Below are 16,688 nucleotides of genomic sequence, written 5' to 3' on the forward strand. Positions count from 1 at the left end.
GGCTGGGTTATGGCCGATTCTCCCGCGGATTCCCCCTGACCGCCGCCCGGTAGGCACTCGGTGTCATACCGGTCCAACCTCTGAAGGCCCGCGAGAAGGCCCCCGGCTCCGAATAGTGCAGCGTGGCGGCGATCTCGTTCAGTGGCATCCGTGATTCCAGCAACAACTGCCGGGCGAGCTCGTGACGAATCTCGTTCATGAGCGCGTGGACACTGGTGCCTTCGGCCGCCATTCGTCGGTAGAGCGTGCGGCGGCTCAGGCCGAGCGCGCTGGCGATTCGCTCGGTCGAGGGGTGCCCGCTCACCAGTAGCTCGATGGCGACCTGGCGCGCGGCCTCGATGAAGGAGGCCGTCTTCAGGTGTTCGAGATCGGCGATGAGCCCGGACAGATGCTCAAGAGCTTTCGGATCGGCTCCGGCGACCGGTTGATCGAGCCAACGGGTCGAGAAGACCAGGGCCGAGCGGCGTGTGTCGAAACGGACGGGCGCGCGGAAAAAGGCGCGATAGGGAGCGACATCCGCCGGCCGGCGATGCGCGAAGGTGACCTCGATCGGTGTCCAGGCGGCGCCACAGAGTCCGCTTAGGAGGTGGAAGCCGATGGCGATCGCGCCATCCGCCATCTGTGCGGCCCCAGGCATCTCGCGCGTGTGAATCACATAGGCGAGCTCGATTTCGGTTCGGCTACGCACGAAGAGTACCGGCGCTCCGCCCCGGTCGTGCAGATGGAAATACAGGATGAGGTTGCGCAGCCCCGCCTGAACCGTGACCGATTGTCGCGCGAGTTCTCCGATCAGTCCGAGGACGGCGGCGTTCGCGCGTTGTCCCGTCAGCAGACCGAAATGAGGGCATCCCGTCGCAGTGCTGCAATCGGACAGCAGCCGTCCGACGGCTTCGAAGGGTAAGCGGTTCTCGCTCTATCGCGCTAGGCGCCACCCACGCCCCGCACCATGTGCCGAAGGAGTGGATCGCGCGCTGGGAAGGCAAATTCGACCAGGGCTGGGACCGGCTGCGCGAGGAGATCCTGGCGCGTCAGATCGTGCGCGGCGTCGTGCCCGAGGGCCCGGTGCTGGCGCCCAAGCCCGAGGCGATCCAGGACTGGGACAGCCTGAGCGCGGATGAGAAGCGGCTGTTCAGCCGTCAGGCCGAGGTCTTCGCCGCCTTCGTCGAGTACACCGACCACGAGATCGGCCGGCTGCTGGAGTCCATGTCCCCGCCAACGTCGGCCGTTCCGACCTCATGGCGGGGCGCACCTCGCTGACCCTGGCCGAGGGCATGACCGGCATGACCGAGAACGTCTTCATCAACCTCAAGAACAAATCCAAGACCCTCACCGCCGAGGTCGAGATCCCGGACGGCGCGACCGCCAACGGCATCATCCTGGCGCAGGGCGGTCGCTTCGGCGACTGGGCGCTCTATGTCAAGGACGGTGTCCCGGCCTACGACTACAACTTCCTGGGTCTGGAACGCTTCACGGTCGCGGCCAACGAACCGCTCGCACCCGGCAAGTCGAGCATCCGATTCGTGTTCGACTATGACGGCGGCGGCGCGGGCAAGGGTGGCAACGGGACGCTCTACGTCAATGACCGGAAGGTCGGTGAGGGACACATTGATCGGACCCAGCCGGCAATCTTCTCCGCCGACGAAACCGCCGACGTCGGGATCGACCTGGCCACACCCGTCGTCGAGAGGATCGGCGCCGAGCGTGCCTCGGCCTTCACCGGACGCATTCCCAAGGTGACCGTCGAGGTGAATTAGCCGAGAATCGTGGGAGTCCCGATGATTCCATGACCCACATCCAACCGCCCGGGAGGCGAACCAAGATGATCTTGAAGCACGTCGTCTGCCTGATCGCGATGACAGCCGTTCTGTTCGTCCAGGGCTGCGCGGGACTGGTTCGCAAGGAGGCCGTCCCGGCCGCGTTCACCGACCGGGCCGTCATCCCCGGCATGGCCGACGTGCGCTACCGGATCGGCATCGATACCGCGGCGATCCAGGCCGAGGGGATTGCCTCGGTGCGGCGCGAGCAGGCCCACCTTGCGTCCATCGGTCATCGTGGCGGCTTGCCCCCGGCGGTCTTCCTGGCCGTCTCGGGTGGCGGCGACAACGGCGCCTTTGGCGCCGGGCTGCTGAACGGCTGGACCGCGGCGGGTGATCGGCCAGAGTTCAAGCTCGTCACCGGCGTCAGCACCGGCGCCCTCATTGCTCCCTTTGCCTTTCTGGGGCCGGCCTACGACAAGCCGCTCGAACGCTTCTACACGACCACCGGCCCCAAGGACATCGCGAAACAGCGCTCGATCTTGGCGGCGGTGACGAGCGACGCCCTGGCGGACAATGCGCCGCTCTGGCAATTGGTGAGCCGGGAGGTCAACCAGTCGTTGCTGGACGCCATTGCGCGCGAGTACGACAAAGGGCGCTTGCTGCTGGTGGCCACCGTGGATCTGGATGCGCGCCAGTCGGTCCTCTGGAACCTGACCAAGATCGCCGCGAGCCAGCATCCCGATGCGCTCGACTTGTTCCGGTCGCTGATGATCGCCTCCGCCTCCATTCCCGGCGCCTTTCCACCGGTCATGATCGATGTCGAGGCCAACGGGCGCGCCTACCAGGAGATGCATGTCGACGGCGGCACCATGTCGCAGGTCTTCGTCTATCCGCCATCCCTTCACGTCGATACCCTCGCCCGTAAACTCGGGGTTCAGCGTGAGCGCCGCGTCTACGTCATCCGCAATGCACGCCTGGATCCGGAATGGGCGCAAGTCGACCGCCGGACCATGAGCATCGCCGGACGGTCGATCTCATCCCTCATTCATACCCAGGGCCTCGGCGACCTCTACCGGATCTACCTGACCACTCAACGCGATGGCGTGGATTTCAACCTCGCCTATGTCCCGGCGAGCTTCAAGGCCCCGCACCGCGAGGAGTTCGATACCGATTTCATGCGCGCCTTGTTCCAGACCGGCTACGACCTGGCGGCTGGCGGCTATCCCTGGGAGAAAAAGCCACCAGGCTTTTGAGAGGCATCCCGATCTCCCGTGACAACCGCCCCGGCTGATTCCGGAGAGCGCTTCTCGCTCGTCTTTGGCGGCCTCTTTCAAGTCTTGCCGCATCGTCCCGGGATTCGTTCCGCCCATCATCACATGACAACCAGGCCGGTTCTCCTTGCCTGCGACCACTGGAGGTCGTCCATGCCAAATCGAGCTGAATGCATCGCGGATCTGATCGCGGCGACGGATCAGATGAAACAGGCCGCGTTGGGGGATGACTGGGAACTGGTGGAGCGACTCCAGAAACGTCGTCGCGTGCTGGTCGAACGGATCCTCGAACAGGTCGGGAAACTGGACCTGACCGGGGAGGACGCGGAGCGGCTGCGCGAGGTGCGCAGGCAGGAGGCGATCATCGCGGCGCTGGCCGGCGCGCGACGTCAGGCGTTGAGCGAGGCGATCGCCCAGACGCAAACCGGGGTGCGCGTCGAGAAGAGCCGCCGCATGCGGCGGGCCTATGGCGACACGGATCGGCGGCGCTGACCTTGGGCTGAACCAAGGGCCGGGAGCCCCGAGGTCGTCGGGGACTCCAGCCATCCGGCTCCGATCCTGATGCCCCTTGGCGTCACAATTCCTGGGACGCGAAGTCCGCCAGCCTGGAGCGTTCGCCGCGCATGAGCGTGATGTGCCCGCTATGCGGCCAATGCTTGAAACGGTCGACGACGTAGGTCAGCCCGGAGGTCGTTTCGGTCAGATAGGGCGTGTCGATCTGACCAATGTTGCCGAGACAGACGAACTTGGTCCCCGGTCCGGAGCGGGTGATCAGGGTCTTCATCTGTTTGGCGGTCAGGTTCTGCGCCTCGTCGAGGATGATGTATTTGTTGAGGAAGGTGCGCCCGCGCATGAAGTTGAGCGAGGAGATGCGGATACGGTTGCGCACCAGGTCGTTGGTGGCGGCGCGGCCCCACTCGCCGCCCTCGGGACGGGTCAGGACCTCCAGGTTGTCCATGAGCGCGCCCATCCAGGGCGTCATCTTCTCTTCCTCGGTGCCGGGCAGGAAGCCGATGTCCTCGCCCACCGGAACCGTCACCCGGGTCATGATGATCTCGCGGTAGAGGTTGCGGTCGAGCACCTGCGCCAGTCCGGCGGCCAGGGCCAGCAGGGTCTTGCCGGTGCCGGCGGTGCCGAGCAGGGTGACGAAATCCAGCTCCGGATTCATCAGCATGTTGAGCGCGAAATTCTGCTCGCGGTTGCGGGCGTTGATACCCCAGACGTTGTGGCGGATCTGGCGATAGTCCTCGACCAGCTCGATGATGGCCTCGGTCTCGGAGCGTTTCTCGCGCACCATGGCCTCGAAGGCGCCTTCCTCGCCGATGGCGAGACATTCGGCCGGATACCAGTCGGCGATGTCGGGTCCGGAGACCCGATAGAAGGTGCGGCCTTCTTCCCGCCAGGCGTCGATGGTCTTTTCGTGGTGCTCCCAGAAATCGTCCGGGAGGCTCTCGAGTCCCGTGTAGAGCAGGTTGGCGTCATCGAGTACCTGGTCGTTGGAATAGTCCTCCGCCGGGATGCCGAGCACGGCGGCCTTGATGCGCAGGTTGATGTCCTTGGAGACGATGATGACCTGGCGGTCGGTGCGCCGCTCGCGCAGGGCCTGGGCGGTGCCGAGCAGGTTGTTGTCCGGGATCGTGCCGGGCAGGGAGGCCGGCAGATTCAGATCCAGTTGCTCGGTCTGGAAGAACAGGCGACCGGTCGAGGGCAGGATGAGGCCGCCTCCGTTCGCGGCGGTGGGGCCGATCGGCAGACCGGCGTCGATCTCCTCCTTGTCCGCGTTGCTCATGAGCTGATCGAGGAAGCGGCTGACCTGGCGGACGTTACGGGCGACCTCGGACAGGCCCTTCTTGGACCGGTCCAGTTCCTCAAGCACCACCATCGGCAGGAAGATGTCGTGCTCCTGGAAGCGGAACAAGGCCGTGGGATCGTGCATCAGGACATTGGTGTCCAGAACGAACAGGCAGGGCTTATCGTTTTCGCGTTTGATCATGGGCTTCCGGGACCGGGTTGTCCGTGCCGCTGGGGCGCGTCGAGGAGGAGGGGAGCCGGCGCGCACGCCGGCCGGACGGGGTCGATCGCCTGGAGCGGGGTTATCCGGCGGCGAGGGCCTGGGCGGCGGCCAGAACCTCCGCGACGTGGCCGGGTACCTTCACTCCTCGCCATTCGCGCCTCAGGACGCCCCCGGCATCGATCAGGAAAGTGGCGCGCTCGACGCCCAGGCTCTCCTTGCCGTACATCTTCTTGAGCTTGATGACGTCGAACGCCCGGCAGAGTGCCTCGTCCTTGTCCGACAGCAGATCGAAGGGGAAGGACTGCTTGGCCTTGAAGTTCTCCTGGGCCTTGAGGCCGTCGCGCGAGGCGCCGAGGAGGCGGGTGTTGGCGGCCGCGAAGGCGTCCGTCGCGGCGCTGAAATCCAGTCCTTCCTGGGTGCAGCCGGGGGTGCTGGCCTTGGGATAGAAATAGAGCACCAGGTTCTGGCCCCGGTAGTCCGAGAGTTTGAGGGTCTTGCCGCCGGTGGCCGGAAGCTCGATGTCCGGGATGGTCTCGCCGATCGCTGGGGCCATGGTCGCTGTCTCCGGTATTCAACAGTTGGAAGGTCGGTCGCGGGCGTCCGTTTCGCTGCTTGAAGTGGGGATGACTGGCGCCGGACCCAAAGCGATCGGCGAGCGAGGTCGGTGTTTCAGCCCTTCAGCGGCTCGAGCACCGCGTCCAGGTTGAGTCCGTCGCAATAGTCCATGAACTCCTCGCGCAGACCGGCGATATGGACGTCGGCCGGGATTCCGACCGTCATGTGCACCGCGAACATGGGCGTGCCGGTATGGGCCGCGGCATAGGTGCTGGTCGCCATGTCCTCGATGTTGATATTGCGTTCGGCGAAGAAGCCCGCCAGGTTGTTGACGATGCCGGGGTGATCCATGGAGACCACGTCGATGGCGTAGGGCAGCAGGTTGCGTCCCGTGGCACGCTCGCCGGTGCGCTTGGAGATGATGGTCATGCCGAGCTGACGCTCCAGCTCGGGAAGCGAGTTCTCGATCTTGGCCAGGGTATTCCACTTACCCTCCACCAGGAGCATCGCCGCGAATTCCCCGCCGAGGACCGTCATGCGGCTGTCCTCGATGTTGCAGCCGTGCTCCAGCACGGCCTTGGAGAGCTGATTGACGATGCCTGGGTGATCTTCACCCAGCGCCGAAATCACGAGGTAAGTCTTCTGCCTGGTCATGTCCTTGCCGATGTTCGGAGATGTGGGAAATTGGATCTGATGGTTCGAGTGTAGCATGGCGAAACCGGCCGCTACATCGCGCTCGGGACCGTCCGCGGGGGGCTGTCAGGTGCCCGACGACTCCGGATCCTCGCCCCGTCCCTCCGTTGGCGCCTCCTCGCCGCTCCCGCCCGTCGAGGCGCCGCGCATTCTACAGCGGACGCGCGAAGCGGCGAGGATCGGCCTCACACATCGGCCCAGAGGCGCAGCAGATTGGCGTAGGAGCGATCGACATAACCGGTGGCGGCCTCGCCCGGCGCGGTCTTGAGCAGGTGCTCGCGCGCCAGATTCAGCTCGTGGAGGAGTTCGCGCTTGGCCGGATCGCGCACATGGCTCTGGATCCAGGTCAGCGCCACCAGGCGCTCGCCGGACCGCACCTCCGCCACCCGGTGCAGGCTGGACGAGGGATAGACCACCGCGTGCCCGGCCGGCAGCTTGACCTCCTGGTCGCCGAAGGGGGTGCGGATGACCAGCTCCCCGCCCTCGTAGGCCTCGGGCGGATTGAGAAAGACCGTCATGGAAACGTCGCTGCGAAAACGCGGTCCGCCAGAACCCATGATGGGATCGTCCACATGATCGCCGTAGGCCATGCCCGCCGTGTAACGCGCGAAAATCGGATCCGCGACCCGTTGCGGCAGCACGCCGAAGCGAAAGGTCGGATGGTGGCCGAGGCTCGCCATGAGGATGCGGATCAGAAGCCGCAGGCGCTCGGGATCCGCTTGCAGCTCCTCGTTGCGCTTGACGCGCGCGGCGGCGAAGCCGGCGCTGAGGCGCCCGTCGACGAAAACCGCGCCGGCGAGGGTTTCCCGGATCTTGTCGAGTTGGGCGGAGTCGAGCAGTTCAGGGATGGTCAGGGGCATCGGTGGGTCTCGGTTGGATTGCCGCGAGGCGGGGCCTCGGGCCGCTCGTGTTCGCGGTCGGCTGGCGGAAGTGTCGCGCGGCGCGCCGTCGATCCTGGCGTCCGCATGGCGCGCCATTGGACAATCCGCGTAAGCTGAAGCTCGGCCATATCATCACCACGAGGAGGCACCGCATGATTCTAAAGGCCATCATCGACGAGCAGAGCTATGAGATCAACGTGCCGGATGCCCTTTTGGTCGAGGCGCAAGGGTATTTCGATCAGCTTGATCGGGACATGGATTCCGGCTGGCGGATGAGTCGCGACTGGGTCGAGAACCCGGACCGGATTCAGCGTTGCCAGATCGTCGCCGACAAGCTGCTGACGGCCCTGGAGGCCGGCAACGAAAAGCTCGGAACCCTGATGGCGGGCTACATCCTGGCGCGTTTGCCGGGCGTGGAGTCGGTCGAGTTGGACATCCAGGGCGAGATTCAGAACACGGGGTTTCTGATGGGACGGACCCCGGCGACGGCTCCGGCGCCGATCCAGTCGACCGGGGCGGGCTTGACCAAGCTGGAGGCGATGGAGCAGGCGGGCAAGGATGTGACTCAGGTATTCAAGGTGGGGCGTGGCTATCGATTCTCCGTTTTCGATCATGCCGCGAGTCTCTGGCGGGACTCTCCCCTGGCGGCGACGGAACGAGAGGCGGCGCGTCTGCGCCAAGAGGCGTTCAAGGCGCGCTACGAGGCGCTACTGGAGGGTGTGGCTTAAGGTAGGGGCGGGTACCGGACCTGGCGAGCATCGCTCGGGATGCGCCATCCATGGCCAAGGGGATCCGTCCTCGCCGACGGACTGGCTTCGGCGAGGGATGGCGATCAGTCCGACTTCTTGACGGTGCTGAACTTGAACGGCAGGTAGGCCGGGCAGAACCCGATCGCGCCGGTCGCGAGGATGATCAGACCCAGAATGTCCAGGATGATGTTGCCGGTCATGAGGCCGGCCAGGATCAGTACGCCGGCCACGGCCAAGCGGATGTTACGGTCCATGGCGCCGACGTTTTTTGGCAAATTCATGGTTAAAGCTCCTGATTGTGCTTAAGAAAGGGGGGCGAATGAGTTGGCGGTCACTCGGGGAGGGCGTTCGGGTATCGCGGAGGCAGTATACTCCCCGTTCATCATCCCGGTGATTGCTATATGTTAATCCACCGATGCCTTATCGGCGTTTCGGTCCGTCCCACGCCGTCCCAAAGGAGCGATTGAATCATGGCGCACCAGTGGTCGAGGTCTGTCCGTTCGCCGAGTCTGGCGATCCTATGTTTTGTCTTCGTCGCGGTAGCCGGCTGCTCCAGCCCCGGCGAGGATGTGCGTGTGACTCTCTGCAAGGATATGGCCTCGGGCCTTCTGAACGCGCCGTCCACTCCGGTTTGGCGCGAGGCGCGCGCCGAACCCCGCCGGTTGGATCGGCTGGCCATCCATCTGAGCTTCGAGGCGGCGGATCCCGCCGACGGTCGGGTCAAGCCCATGCATGCCACCTGCTTCTACCGTTACGACGCGGTCGAAGAGACGGCCATGACCCTCGCCGATCCCCTGTCGGCCTTTTCGACCTCGCCCTCGGGCATGACGCTGAATGGCCGGGAGGTCGCCAATCCACTCCTCGCGGAGGCCGTCAAGGAGGTGATGCTGAAGCAGGGGCGCGAATTCCTGGAGCGTGCCCGACGTGGCATCGAGGAAGCGGCCGATCAAGCGCGAGAGCGTCTGAACGGCCTTCAATCCAGCGACTGACGCCCGACCTGGCGACTCGGGGAAGCGCGCGATTCCCGTCCGTGACCGGATGCGGTTTCGCCGGGGGTGACGCCCGGGCTGAAAAGACGAAGCCAAATCAGGTCTTTGACAGGCAAGGCGATTCACGTATGATGCGCGATTCCCCGCGATCCGGGGTTACTCCTTGCCTCACCGCCATCCGGGTGGGAGGCTGTCAATCCGAAGGGAGCAGCAATGCGTCATTACGAAGTGGTTTTTCTGGTTCACCCGAGCCAGAGCGAGCAGGTGCCCGGCATGATCGAGCGCTATCAGGGCAACCTGGAGAAGCGTGGCGGGGTCATCCACCGTACCGAGGATTGGGGTCGCCGTCCCCTGGCCTACCCGATCAACAAGGTGCACAAGGCGCACTATGTGCTGATGAATGTCGAGTGCGATCAGGAAGCCATCGACGAGCTGGAGAACACCTTCCGCTTCAACGATGCCGTGCTGCGCAACCTCATCATTCACCGCGGCGCCGCGGTCACCGAGGCATCACCGCTCGCCAAGGGCAGCGATGAGCGCGAGCGCCCCGAGAGCGCCGATGCCGACTCGGATACCGATACCGACGCCAGCGACGACTGAGCGATCGTCAGTCGAGCTTTCGGCTCAAGCCTCAAGTCACGGAGAAAACCATGTCCCGCTTTTTTCGCCGCAAACGTTATTGCCGCTTTACCGCCGAGGGTATCGCCGAGATCGATTACAAGGATCTCAACCTTCTGAAGGCCTATGTCAGTGAATCCGGAAAGATCGTGCCGAGCCGCATCACGGGCACCTCGGCTCGGTCCCAGCGCCAGCTTGCCCAGGCCGTCAAGCGCGCCCGCTTCCTCGCCCTGCTGCCCTATACCGACGGGCATTGAGCCAGGGGCGACCGATCCGCCCGAGTCGGGGGGAGAGGTCGCCGATGTATCCGTCTCCCGGCGGTAGGGATGACAACCCCGGAGTCCGATCCGCGACCATGAAGCTGCTCGCGAACTTCGTCATGCGAGGTTATTCGCAGGCGACCCTGGTAACCACGGTTGCTGGTCTGCTGTCCCTGCTGTTGCCCTTCATCGGGATCCTCAGCTCGGCGGCGGTGGGCTTGGTGACCTTGCGCAAGGGACAGCGCGAAGGTCTTCTGCTGTTGATCTTCGCCACCCTGGCCGCGAGTCTCATCGCCCTTCTGGCGCTCGGCAATGCCTGGGTTGGGGTCGGGTTGCTGGTCATCCTCTGGGTGCCGATCTGGGGTCTGGCCAATATTCTGCGCTCGACCCGGTCGCTTGCGACCACGGTCCAGTTGGCCGCCCTGGGTGGCCTGGTCATGGTGCTGGTCATCCATGTGGCGGTCGGCGACCCGGCGCTCTACTGGCGGCAACTGATGGAGCCGCTGCGGCTGTCGTTGGTTGGCGATGGGCTGTTCGACGCGGACGCGAGCGAGGTTCTGTTCGGCCAGTTGGCCAAATGGATGACCGGAGCCTTCGCCGCCGCCCTGGTCTTTCAGTACCTGGTCAGCCTCTTCATCGCGCGCTGGTGGCAGGCCCATCTCTATAACCCCGGTGGCTTCGGCGATGAATTCAGGGCCATGCGACTCCGGCCGGTGGTGGGGATTCTTTTTCTGGTCCTCTTGGGCTGGGGGTTGCTCGCCAAGGGGATCGGCCTGGATCTGGCGCCCGTGCTCGGGTTTCTGCTGCTCCTGCAGGGATTGACGGTGGTTCATGGCTTGAGGGGATTGCTGGCCGTCCATCGGGGCTGGCTGGTCGCGCTCTACCTATTGTTGGTTTTATTCATGCCGCAGACCGGCCTGTTGCTGGCCAGTATCGGCTTGGTCGATCTCTGGGCTGACATCCGCGCCCGCGTCGCGCAACGAGTCTCCGGGCAGCGCTGAGCGCTCCCCGGCGACGGCATCAGATGAATTGTTGAGAGGAATACACAAGTGGAAGTCATCCTGCTGAAGAACGTGAGCAAGCTCGGCCTGCTCGGCGACAAGGTGAAGGTTCGTTCCGGCTACGGCCGTAACTATCTGCTCCCCGGCGGTTACGCCGTCGCGGCGACCCCGGCGAACCTTGAGGCGTTCGAGGCGCGTCGTGCCGAGCTGGAGCGCCTCGCGGCCGAGAATCTGGCCGAGGCCGAGGCCCGCAAGGCCAAGCTCGCCGGAGTGCGTCTGACCATCGCCCGCAAGGCTGGCGACGAGGGTCGTCTCTTTGGTTCGGTGGGTGCCGCCGATATCGTCGAGGCCGCCATCCAGGCCGGTTTCGAGCTGACCAAGCCCGAAATCCGTCTTCCCCCAGGCGGCCCCTTCCGTGCCCTGGGCGAATACGAAGTCGCGCTGCACCTGCACACGGACGTCGACGCTCAACTGAAAGTCGACATCGTCCCCGAGAATTGATGCCCCAGGCGTCCCGGTTTCGCCGGGGCGCCCATCCCGCTTGCCCACGCTGGTCCAGCGGGCCAGAATCCTCCCCAGGCTGGTCTTCGTATCCCGCATCCGGCCGCGCCATCCAGGGCGCTCGACACGTCCCACTTGACCGATCGATTCGCGGATCTCGGGGTCCGCACGGGGAAGCATGTTCGATTCAAATGTCGATGAGATGATGCCGCTCCAGGACATGGATGCCGGGTTCGATGAACTGCGCGTGCCGCCGCACAATATCCACGCGGAGCAATCCCTGCTCGGCGGCCTGATGCTCGACAACAGCGCCTGGGACCGGGTCGCGGACATGGTAACGGAAGGCGATCTGTACCGTCGCGAGCACCGTCTGATCTTCGGTGCCATCGCCAAACTCGCCGGGCAGGAGCAGCCCTTCGACGTCGTCACCCTGGCTGAGACGCTGGAGCGCACCGAGCGCCTGGCCGATGCCGGAGGGCTACCCTATCTCGGCACCCTGGCCAACGAGACGCCGAGCGCGGCGAACATCAAGGCCTATGCGCGGATCGTCCGTCAGACCTCGGTGCTGCGCCAGATGATCGAGGCTGGCACGGCGATCGCGGATAGCGGCTACAACCCTCAGGGTCGGGATGCCTCGGAACTGCTCGATGACGCCGAGCGGCGGGTCTTCGCCATCGCGGAGCAGGAGGCGCGCGGCGGGGGTGGCTTCCAGCCGATCAAGATCCTGCTCGGACGGGCGGTCGAACGGATCGACGCGCTTTATCAGCGTGACGAACCCATCACCGGGGTCGCCACCGGCTTCACGGATTTCGACATGATGACCTCGGGTCTGCAAGCCTCGGATCTGATCATCGTGGCGGGACGCCCCTCGATGGGTAAGACCAGCTTCGCGATGAACATCGCCGAGAACGTCGCGATCCAATCCAAGCGTCCGGTCGCCGTCTTCAGCATGGAGATGCCGGGCGACTCGCTCGCCATGCGCATGATGTCCTCCCTTGGTCGCATCGATCAGCACCGCGTCCGCACCGGCAAGCTGGAGGACGACGAGTGGCCTCGGCTGACCTCGGCGGTCAATATCCTGGCCGCCGCGTCCATGTTCATCGATGACACGCCCGCGCTCTCGCCGACCGAGGTACGCGCGCGCTGCCGGCGACTGAAGCGCGAACAGGGTGATCTGGGGCTGATCGTGCTGGACTATCTCCAGCTCATGCAGGCGCCCGGCGTTGGAGAGAATCGCGCGACCGAGATCTCGGCCATCTCGCGCTCGCTCAAGGCCCTGGCCAAGGAACTGAGCGTGCCCGTGGTCGCCCTCTCGCAGCTCAATCGCAGTCTGGAGCAGCGGCCGAACAAGCGGCCGGTGATGTCGGACCTGCGCGAATCAGGCGCGATTGAACAGGACGCGGACCTGATCGTCTTCATCTATCGCGACGAGGTCTATCACGAGGACAGCAACGACAAGGGCATCGCCGAAATCATCATCGGCAAGCAGCGTAACGGCCCGATCGGAACCACCCGCCTGACCTTTCTTGGCAAGTACACCAAGTTCGAGAACTATATCGGCAACTATTATGGCGAGGGCGGTCACTGATCGACGGTTCGGGCCGGCTCGTCCTCGCTCTCGAAGCGGACCTTGTCATAGATCTCGCCGAGCCGGATTCGGCAATCGATGGACTCGAAATAGACCAGCGCGTCGGGATCCGAATGGGCCTCCAGCAGCCAGCCGTCATCCCGGCGGGTGAAGACGTCGATGGCGAAGCGGTTCTGGGCGATCAACACATATTGGCGAAGGCCCGGTAGAGCGCGATAGAGGGCGAACTTATCGCCCCGGTCATAGCCTTCGGTCGAGGGCGACAGCACCTCGGCCACGAATCTGGCGTCGGTCAAGACATCCTTGCGTCGATCATGGAAGGCGGGTTCGTCGCAGAGGACGACGATGTCCGGATAGGTGCAGGCGTCCGCGGTCTGGATGCGCAGGCGCATGTCGTTGGCCAGGACGACGCAGGGGCGGGGTTTGAGCTGATTGGATAGCTCCCGTGCCAGATTCGTGGTGACCAGGTTGTGGTTGTAGGTCGCCCCGGTCATGGCGAAGACCTGGCCGGCGACATACTCATGCTTCTCGTCGATGCACTCGCGTTCGGCGGCCAGGTAGTCCTCGAAGCTGTAGTAGGGTTTGGGCTGTATCGACATGGGGTGTCTCCTGTTTCGATATCGGTCATCCGATCCGGAGCCTGGGTTTCACCGATGGAATTCCCCCGCGCGCTCCGGCTGATAGAGTACCTCCTCGATGCGGACCCGCTGGGTCTCTCCATTCGGCTTTGGCCAATCGATCTCGTCGCCCTCGCGCAGGCCCAGCAGGGCGCTTCCGACCGGCGCCAGGACCGAAATGGTTCCGCCCGCCGGATCCAGATCCTTGGGATACACCAGCCGCAGACGGAATTCCTCGGTCGATGAGGCGACCTTGAAGCGGACGGTCGAACTCATGGTCACGACCGTGGGCGGTATCTGGTGCGAATCCACCACCTCGGCACGATCCAGTTCCTCCTCCAGTTCTCTCCGGCCAGGGGCCTCCCGAGGCAGCGAATCGAGCAGTCTTTCGAGTCGTTCCGCGTCGAGCTTGGAAATGAGTAGTTTGGGTCTTGGGTTCATGGTCTGCCTTTAACTGTAACGGCTGGATCCTGTCCGCATCCAGATTCTCCGGTTGGGTGTCGGGATTCGCGGGGGCCGGCCTATTTGACCTTCATCCCCGGCTCCGCGCCCGAGTCCGGGCTCAGGATGAAGAGATCCTTGCCGCCCGGCCCGGCCGCCAGCACCATGCCCTCGGAGACGCCGAAACGCATCTTGCGTGGGGCCAGATTGGCGACCATGACGGTCAGCCGGCCTTCCAGATCCTTGGGGTCATAGGCGGAGCGGATACCGGCGAAGACGTTGCGGGTCTCTCCGCCCAGGTCCAGCGTGAGCTGCAACAGCTTGTCCGCGCCCTCGACCAGCTTGGCCTCGCGGATGAGCGCCACGCGCAGGTCGGTCTTGGCGAAGGTGTCGTAGTCGACCGGTGTGCCGATGGGATCGCGGGTCAGGTGCGGATTGGGTTCGTCCGAGGCGGCGGTTGTGGTCGCCGTCGCGGTCAGATCCTCTTTCGATGCCTCTAGCATGGCCGCGATCTGCGCCGGCTCGACGCGCGTCATCAGCGGCTTGAAGGTGGCGACCCGATGCCCGAGCAGTGGGTCGGCGATCGCCTCCCAGGTCAGCGGGGCGACCTCTAGGAAGGCTTCGGAATCCGCCGCCATGCCGGGCAGGATGGGGCGCAGATAGCCGATCAGCACCCGGAACAGATTGAGGCCCATGGAGCAGATGTCATGAAGCTCGGCCTCCCGACCCTCTTGTTTCGCCACCACCCAGGGCGCCTTCTCGTCGATGTACTGATTGGCGCGGTCGGCCAGGGCCATGATCTCGCGCACCGCGCGGCTGAACTCACGCTTCTCGTAGGCGTTGGCGATGGAGTCGCCGGCCTGGACGAAATCCGCGAATAACTCGGGTTCGGACAGCGACCCCGAGAGCCGTCCGTCGAAGCGCTTGCCGATGAAGCCGGCACAGCGGCTGGCGATATTGACCACCTTGCCGACCAGATCCGAGTTGACCCGCGCCGTGAAGTCCTCCAGGTTCAGATCGATGTCGTCGACATTGGGACCCAGCTTGGCGGCGAAGTAGTAGCGCAGATACTCGGGGTTGAGATGGTCTAGATAGGTGCGCGCCTTGATGAAGGTGCCGCGCGACTTGGACATCTTCTGTCCGTCCACGGTGAGAAAGCCGTGGGCGAAGATGGCGCTCGGCACGCGGAATCCGGCCCCATCGAGCGTCGCCGGGAAGAAGAGCGCATGGAAATAGATGATGTCCTTGCCGATGAAGTGATACAGCTCGGCGGTGGAGTCCTTACCCCAGAAGTGGTCGAAGTTAAGTCCCTCGGTCCTGTCGCAGAGGTTCTGGAAGCTCGCCATGTAGCCGATCGGCGCGTCCAGCCAGACATAGAAGAACTTGCCCGGATGGTCGGGGATCTCGAAGCCGAAGTAGGGTGCGTCGCGCGAGATGTCCCATTCCTGGAGACCCGCCGCGAACCACTCGTCGAGCTTGTTGGCGACCTCCTTTTGCAGGCTGCCGCCACGGGTCCAGTCCCGCAGCATCGCCTCGAAATCGCCCAGCTTGAAGAAATAGTGGTCGGACTCACGCTGCTCCGGCACCGCGCCCGAGATCGCCGAGCGCGCGTTCTTCAGCTCGGCCGGCGAGTAGCTGGCCCCACAGACCTCGCAGTTGTCCCCGTACTGATCGGCCGCGCCGCACTTGGGGCATTCGCCCTTGATGAAGCGGTCCGGCAGGAACATTTGTTCTACCGGATCATAGGCTTGGGTGATGGTGCGTTTGGCGATGTGCCCGGCGTCGCGATTGCGCTCGTAGATGAGCGAGGCGTAGTGCTGGTTCTCGGGCGAGTGGGTCGAGTGATAGTTGTCGAAGGCGACGCGGAATTCGGCGAAATCGGCCTGATGCTCCTCGGCGACGCGCGCGATCAGCGCCTCGGGCGTGATGCCCTCCTGGCGCGCGCGCAGCATGATGGGGGTGCCGTGCGCGTCGTCGGCGCAGACGTACCAGCAGTTGTGGCCGCGCATCTTCTGGAAGCGTGCCCAGATGTCGGTCTGGATGTACTCGACCAGGTGCCCGATGTGGATGGGGCCGTTGGCGTAGGGGAGGGCGCTGGTGATGAGGATGTCGCGGGGATTGCTCATGGGGATGCTCGGATGGTCTCGGCCAAATGGCGGCAGTATCTCACGGGCGGCGCGACGCGAGCCATGCAGCGAGGAAAAGCGCTGACAGGGACTGATTTGCCCAAAAGTGTTAACCAGTTCACGCTTTTGCGAGGGGCGTGTTAGAGAGCAACCACTTCGCCTTACAAGAAAATGGTTTTTTTCCACAATTAGTGCGAGTATCCGCCGCCAGACCGATAACCCTGTCCCTCATGATGTTAAAGGACGGACCGTTTGCAACGGATCAGGAAAACGTGGATCAGGACATGAAGGCAGGTCATCGCATCATCGCCCAAGGTCGAGCCGCGCGGCTGCGATGGCGGGTGTTGCGCGCCCATCGGCTCGCATTGAGCGGGTTGCTCTACCAGCATGCTCCTCAAGCCGAAGTGTTAACCACCGGCTTGGCCCCAGCGCTTCCGCTCCCCTTTATGACCATCGGCCAGGCTTGGCTCGGACCGCTTTTACTAAAAGCCCCCTGGGGGGAATGGCACTAAGATAAGTCTCTCGATTTTTAAAAACAAACAGTTACAACCGCTGATGCGGTTTGCGGAATCGGTGTCCTCAGCGCTGTTTCTTCGGGTGGCCATGGTTACGGACCTCTTCCTGTGC

General features: G+C 64.3%; 21 protein-coding genes and 1 pseudogene. 12 read left to right on the plus strand and 10 right to left on the minus strand.

Annotated features, from left to right (window positions below):
* Positions 1-7: 7 nt before the first annotated feature.
* Together CKO27_RS25000 and CKO27_RS25005 are read right to left on the minus strand one after the other, a co-directional pair.
* A complete protein-coding gene (locus CKO27_RS25000; protein WP_338116064.1) occupies positions 8-304 on the minus strand; it encodes a helix-turn-helix transcriptional regulator in 297 nt (98 codons plus the stop codon).
* 126 nt (positions 305-430) lie between these two features.
* Positions 431-895: pseudogene (locus CKO27_RS25005) on the minus strand (AraC family transcriptional regulator ligand-binding domain-containing protein); the annotation flags it as partial.
* A 53-nt stretch (positions 896-948) separates the two neighbouring features.
* Here CKO27_RS25005 and CKO27_RS15420 point away from each other — a divergent pair.
* The 4 genes from CKO27_RS15420 to CKO27_RS15435 all read left to right on the plus strand — a co-directional run bounded on the left by CKO27_RS15420 (position 949) and on the right by CKO27_RS15435 (position 3,520).
* A complete protein-coding gene (locus tag CKO27_RS15420) occupies positions 949-1,257 on the plus strand; it encodes an alkaline phosphatase family protein (protein WP_200375796.1) in 309 nt (102 codons plus the stop codon).
* Positions 1,236-1,754: a hypothetical protein gene (locus CKO27_RS15425; protein ID WP_200375797.1), complete on the plus strand. Its 519-nt coding sequence runs from the start codon at positions 1,236-1,238 to the stop codon at positions 1,752-1,754. Before CKO27_RS15420 ends, CKO27_RS15425 begins: the two co-directional genes overlap by 22 nt.
* A gap of 65 nt (positions 1,755-1,819) precedes the next feature.
* Positions 1,820-3,010 carry a patatin-like phospholipase family protein gene (locus CKO27_RS15430; protein ID WP_200375798.1) on the plus strand — a complete coding sequence of 397 codons (1,191 nt, stop codon included), beginning with the start codon at positions 1,820-1,822 and terminating at the stop codon, positions 3,008-3,010.
* Positions 3,011-3,181: 171 nt separating this feature from the next.
* The gene (locus tag CKO27_RS15435; RefSeq protein WP_200375799.1) at positions 3,182-3,520 is read left to right on the plus strand and encodes a flagellar protein FliT; all 339 of its coding nucleotides are present in this window, start codon (positions 3,182-3,184) and stop codon (positions 3,518-3,520) included.
* Positions 3,521-3,602: 82 nt separating this feature from the next.
* Here the strand turns inward: CKO27_RS15435 and CKO27_RS15440 are convergent, their stop codons facing one another.
* The 4 genes from CKO27_RS15440 to CKO27_RS15455 form a co-directional block, all read right to left on the minus strand.
* Positions 3,603-5,021, minus strand: a complete 1,419-nt coding sequence (locus CKO27_RS15440) for a PhoH family protein (protein ID WP_200375800.1) — start codon at positions 5,019-5,021, stop codon at positions 3,603-3,605.
* 100 nt (positions 5,022-5,121) lie between these two features.
* Positions 5,122-5,595 (minus strand): peroxiredoxin, encoded by a 474-nt coding sequence (locus tag CKO27_RS15445; RefSeq protein WP_200375801.1) that lies wholly within the window; start codon positions 5,593-5,595, stop codon positions 5,122-5,124.
* Between the two features lie 116 nt (positions 5,596-5,711).
* Positions 5,712-6,251 (minus strand): glycine cleavage system transcriptional repressor, encoded by a 540-nt coding sequence (locus tag CKO27_RS15450; protein WP_200375802.1) that lies wholly within the window; start codon positions 6,249-6,251, stop codon positions 5,712-5,714.
* Positions 6,252-6,475: 224 nt separating this feature from the next.
* Positions 6,476-7,150: a Fe2+-dependent dioxygenase gene (locus CKO27_RS15455; protein WP_200375803.1), complete on the minus strand. Its 675-nt coding sequence runs from the start codon at positions 7,148-7,150 to the stop codon at positions 6,476-6,478.
* A gap of 173 nt (positions 7,151-7,323) precedes the next feature.
* Here CKO27_RS15455 and CKO27_RS15460 point away from each other — a divergent pair, with 173 nt between their 5' ends.
* On the plus strand, positions 7,324-7,899 hold the full coding sequence (locus CKO27_RS15460) for a hypothetical protein (RefSeq protein ID WP_200375804.1): 576 nt from the start codon (positions 7,324-7,326) through the stop codon (positions 7,897-7,899).
* A 104-nt stretch (positions 7,900-8,003) separates the two neighbouring features.
* On the opposite strand, the gene CKO27_RS15465 is transcribed toward CKO27_RS15460, so the two are convergent.
* Positions 8,004-8,201, minus strand: coding sequence for a YgaP family membrane protein (locus CKO27_RS15465; protein ID WP_200375805.1), 198 nt, complete (start codon positions 8,199-8,201; stop codon positions 8,004-8,006).
* Between the two features lie 294 nt (positions 8,202-8,495).
* Here CKO27_RS15465 and CKO27_RS15470 point away from each other — a divergent pair, with 294 nt between their 5' ends.
* The 6 genes from CKO27_RS15470 (at position 8,496) to dnaB (ending at position 12,877) form a co-directional block, all read left to right on the plus strand.
* Positions 8,496-8,909, plus strand: coding sequence for a hypothetical protein (locus CKO27_RS15470; RefSeq protein WP_242470938.1), 414 nt, complete (start codon positions 8,496-8,498; stop codon positions 8,907-8,909).
* Positions 8,910-9,122: 213 nt separating this feature from the next.
* Positions 9,123-9,509, plus strand: coding sequence for a 30S ribosomal protein S6 (gene rpsF / locus CKO27_RS15475; protein ID WP_200375807.1), 387 nt, complete (start codon positions 9,123-9,125; stop codon positions 9,507-9,509).
* A 50-nt stretch (positions 9,510-9,559) separates the two neighbouring features.
* Positions 9,560-9,784 carry a 30S ribosomal protein S18 gene (gene rpsR / locus CKO27_RS15480; protein WP_200375808.1) on the plus strand — a complete coding sequence of 75 codons (225 nt, stop codon included), beginning with the start codon at positions 9,560-9,562 and terminating at the stop codon, positions 9,782-9,784.
* A 98-nt stretch (positions 9,785-9,882) separates the two neighbouring features.
* Positions 9,883-10,788, plus strand: coding sequence for a hypothetical protein (locus CKO27_RS15485; protein WP_200375809.1), 906 nt, complete (start codon positions 9,883-9,885; stop codon positions 10,786-10,788).
* A 48-nt stretch (positions 10,789-10,836) separates the two neighbouring features.
* Complete coding sequence (rplI, locus tag CKO27_RS15490; protein WP_200375810.1) at positions 10,837-11,289, plus strand: 50S ribosomal protein L9; 453 nt, start codon at positions 10,837-10,839, stop codon at positions 11,287-11,289.
* 178 nt (positions 11,290-11,467) lie between these two features.
* Complete coding sequence (gene dnaB, locus CKO27_RS15495) at positions 11,468-12,877, plus strand: replicative DNA helicase (RefSeq protein ID WP_200375811.1); 1,410 nt, start codon at positions 11,468-11,470, stop codon at positions 12,875-12,877.
* On the opposite strand, the gene CKO27_RS15500 is transcribed toward dnaB, so the two are convergent.
* The 3 genes from CKO27_RS15500 to metG all read right to left on the minus strand — a co-directional run bounded on the left by CKO27_RS15500 (position 12,871) and on the right by metG (position 16,061).
* Positions 12,871-13,476, minus strand: coding sequence for a Uma2 family endonuclease (locus tag CKO27_RS15500; protein WP_200375812.1), 606 nt, complete (start codon positions 13,474-13,476; stop codon positions 12,871-12,873). The two genes, dnaB and CKO27_RS15500, sit on opposite strands and share 7 nt — an antisense overlap.
* Positions 13,477-13,524: 48 nt before the next feature.
* On the minus strand, positions 13,525-13,935 hold the full coding sequence (rnk, locus tag CKO27_RS15505; RefSeq protein ID WP_200375813.1) for a nucleoside diphosphate kinase regulator: 411 nt from the start codon (positions 13,933-13,935) through the stop codon (positions 13,525-13,527).
* Positions 13,936-14,015: 80 nt separating this feature from the next.
* Positions 14,016-16,061: a methionine--tRNA ligase gene (gene metG / locus CKO27_RS15510; protein WP_200375814.1), complete on the minus strand. Its 2,046-nt coding sequence runs from the start codon at positions 16,059-16,061 to the stop codon at positions 14,016-14,018.
* Positions 16,062-16,198: 137 nt separating this feature from the next.
* On the opposite strand from metG, the gene CKO27_RS15515 reads away from it, so the two are divergent.
* Positions 16,199-16,573, plus strand: a complete 375-nt coding sequence (locus CKO27_RS15515; protein ID WP_200375815.1) for a hypothetical protein — start codon at positions 16,199-16,201, stop codon at positions 16,571-16,573.
* Positions 16,574-16,688 lie beyond the last annotated feature (115 nt).

It is taken from the genome of Thiocystis violacea (assembly GCF_016583575.1).
Taxonomy (GTDB): domain Bacteria; phylum Pseudomonadota; class Gammaproteobacteria; order Chromatiales; family Chromatiaceae; genus Thiocystis; species Thiocystis violacea.

Excerpts from the sequence above, each read along its gene's own strand:
- CKO27_RS15425 (WP_200375797.1), top strand. The coding sequence starts at position 1,236 with ATGGCGGGGCGCACCTCGCTGACCCTGGCCGAGGGCATGACCGGCATG.
- CKO27_RS15430 (WP_200375798.1), top strand. The coding sequence starts at position 1,820 with ATGATCTTGAAGCACGTCGTCTGCCTGATCGCGATGACAGCCGTTCTG.
- CKO27_RS15435 (WP_200375799.1), top strand. The coding sequence starts at position 3,182 with ATGCCAAATCGAGCTGAATGCATCGCGGATCTGATCGCGGCGACGGAT.
- CKO27_RS15440 (WP_200375800.1), bottom strand. The coding sequence starts at position 5,021 with ATGATCAAACGCGAAAACGATAAGCCCTGCCTGTTCGTTCTGGACACC.
- CKO27_RS15445 (WP_200375801.1), bottom strand. The coding sequence starts at position 5,595 with ATGGCCCCAGCGATCGGCGAGACCATCCCGGACATCGAGCTTCCGGCC.
- CKO27_RS15450 (WP_200375802.1), bottom strand. The coding sequence starts at position 6,251 with ATGACCAGGCAGAAGACTTACCTCGTGATTTCGGCGCTGGGTGAAGAT.
- CKO27_RS15455 (WP_200375803.1), bottom strand. The coding sequence starts at position 7,150 with ATGCCCCTGACCATCCCTGAACTGCTCGACTCCGCCCAACTCGACAAG.
- CKO27_RS15460 (WP_200375804.1), top strand. The coding sequence starts at position 7,324 with ATGATTCTAAAGGCCATCATCGACGAGCAGAGCTATGAGATCAACGTG.
- CKO27_RS15465 (WP_200375805.1), bottom strand. The coding sequence starts at position 8,201 with ATGAATTTGCCAAAAAACGTCGGCGCCATGGACCGTAACATCCGCTTG.
- rpsF (WP_200375807.1), top strand. The coding sequence starts at position 9,123 with ATGCGTCATTACGAAGTGGTTTTTCTGGTTCACCCGAGCCAGAGCGAG.
- rpsR (WP_200375808.1), top strand. The coding sequence starts at position 9,560 with ATGTCCCGCTTTTTTCGCCGCAAACGTTATTGCCGCTTTACCGCCGAG.
- CKO27_RS15485 (WP_200375809.1), top strand. The coding sequence starts at position 9,883 with ATGAAGCTGCTCGCGAACTTCGTCATGCGAGGTTATTCGCAGGCGACC.
- dnaB (WP_200375811.1), top strand. The coding sequence starts at position 11,468 with ATGTTCGATTCAAATGTCGATGAGATGATGCCGCTCCAGGACATGGAT.
- CKO27_RS15500 (WP_200375812.1), bottom strand. The coding sequence starts at position 13,476 with ATGTCGATACAGCCCAAACCCTACTACAGCTTCGAGGACTACCTGGCC.
- rnk (WP_200375813.1), bottom strand. The coding sequence starts at position 13,935 with ATGAACCCAAGACCCAAACTACTCATTTCCAAGCTCGACGCGGAACGA.
- metG (WP_200375814.1), bottom strand. The coding sequence starts at position 16,061 with ATGAGCAATCCCCGCGACATCCTCATCACCAGCGCCCTCCCCTACGCC.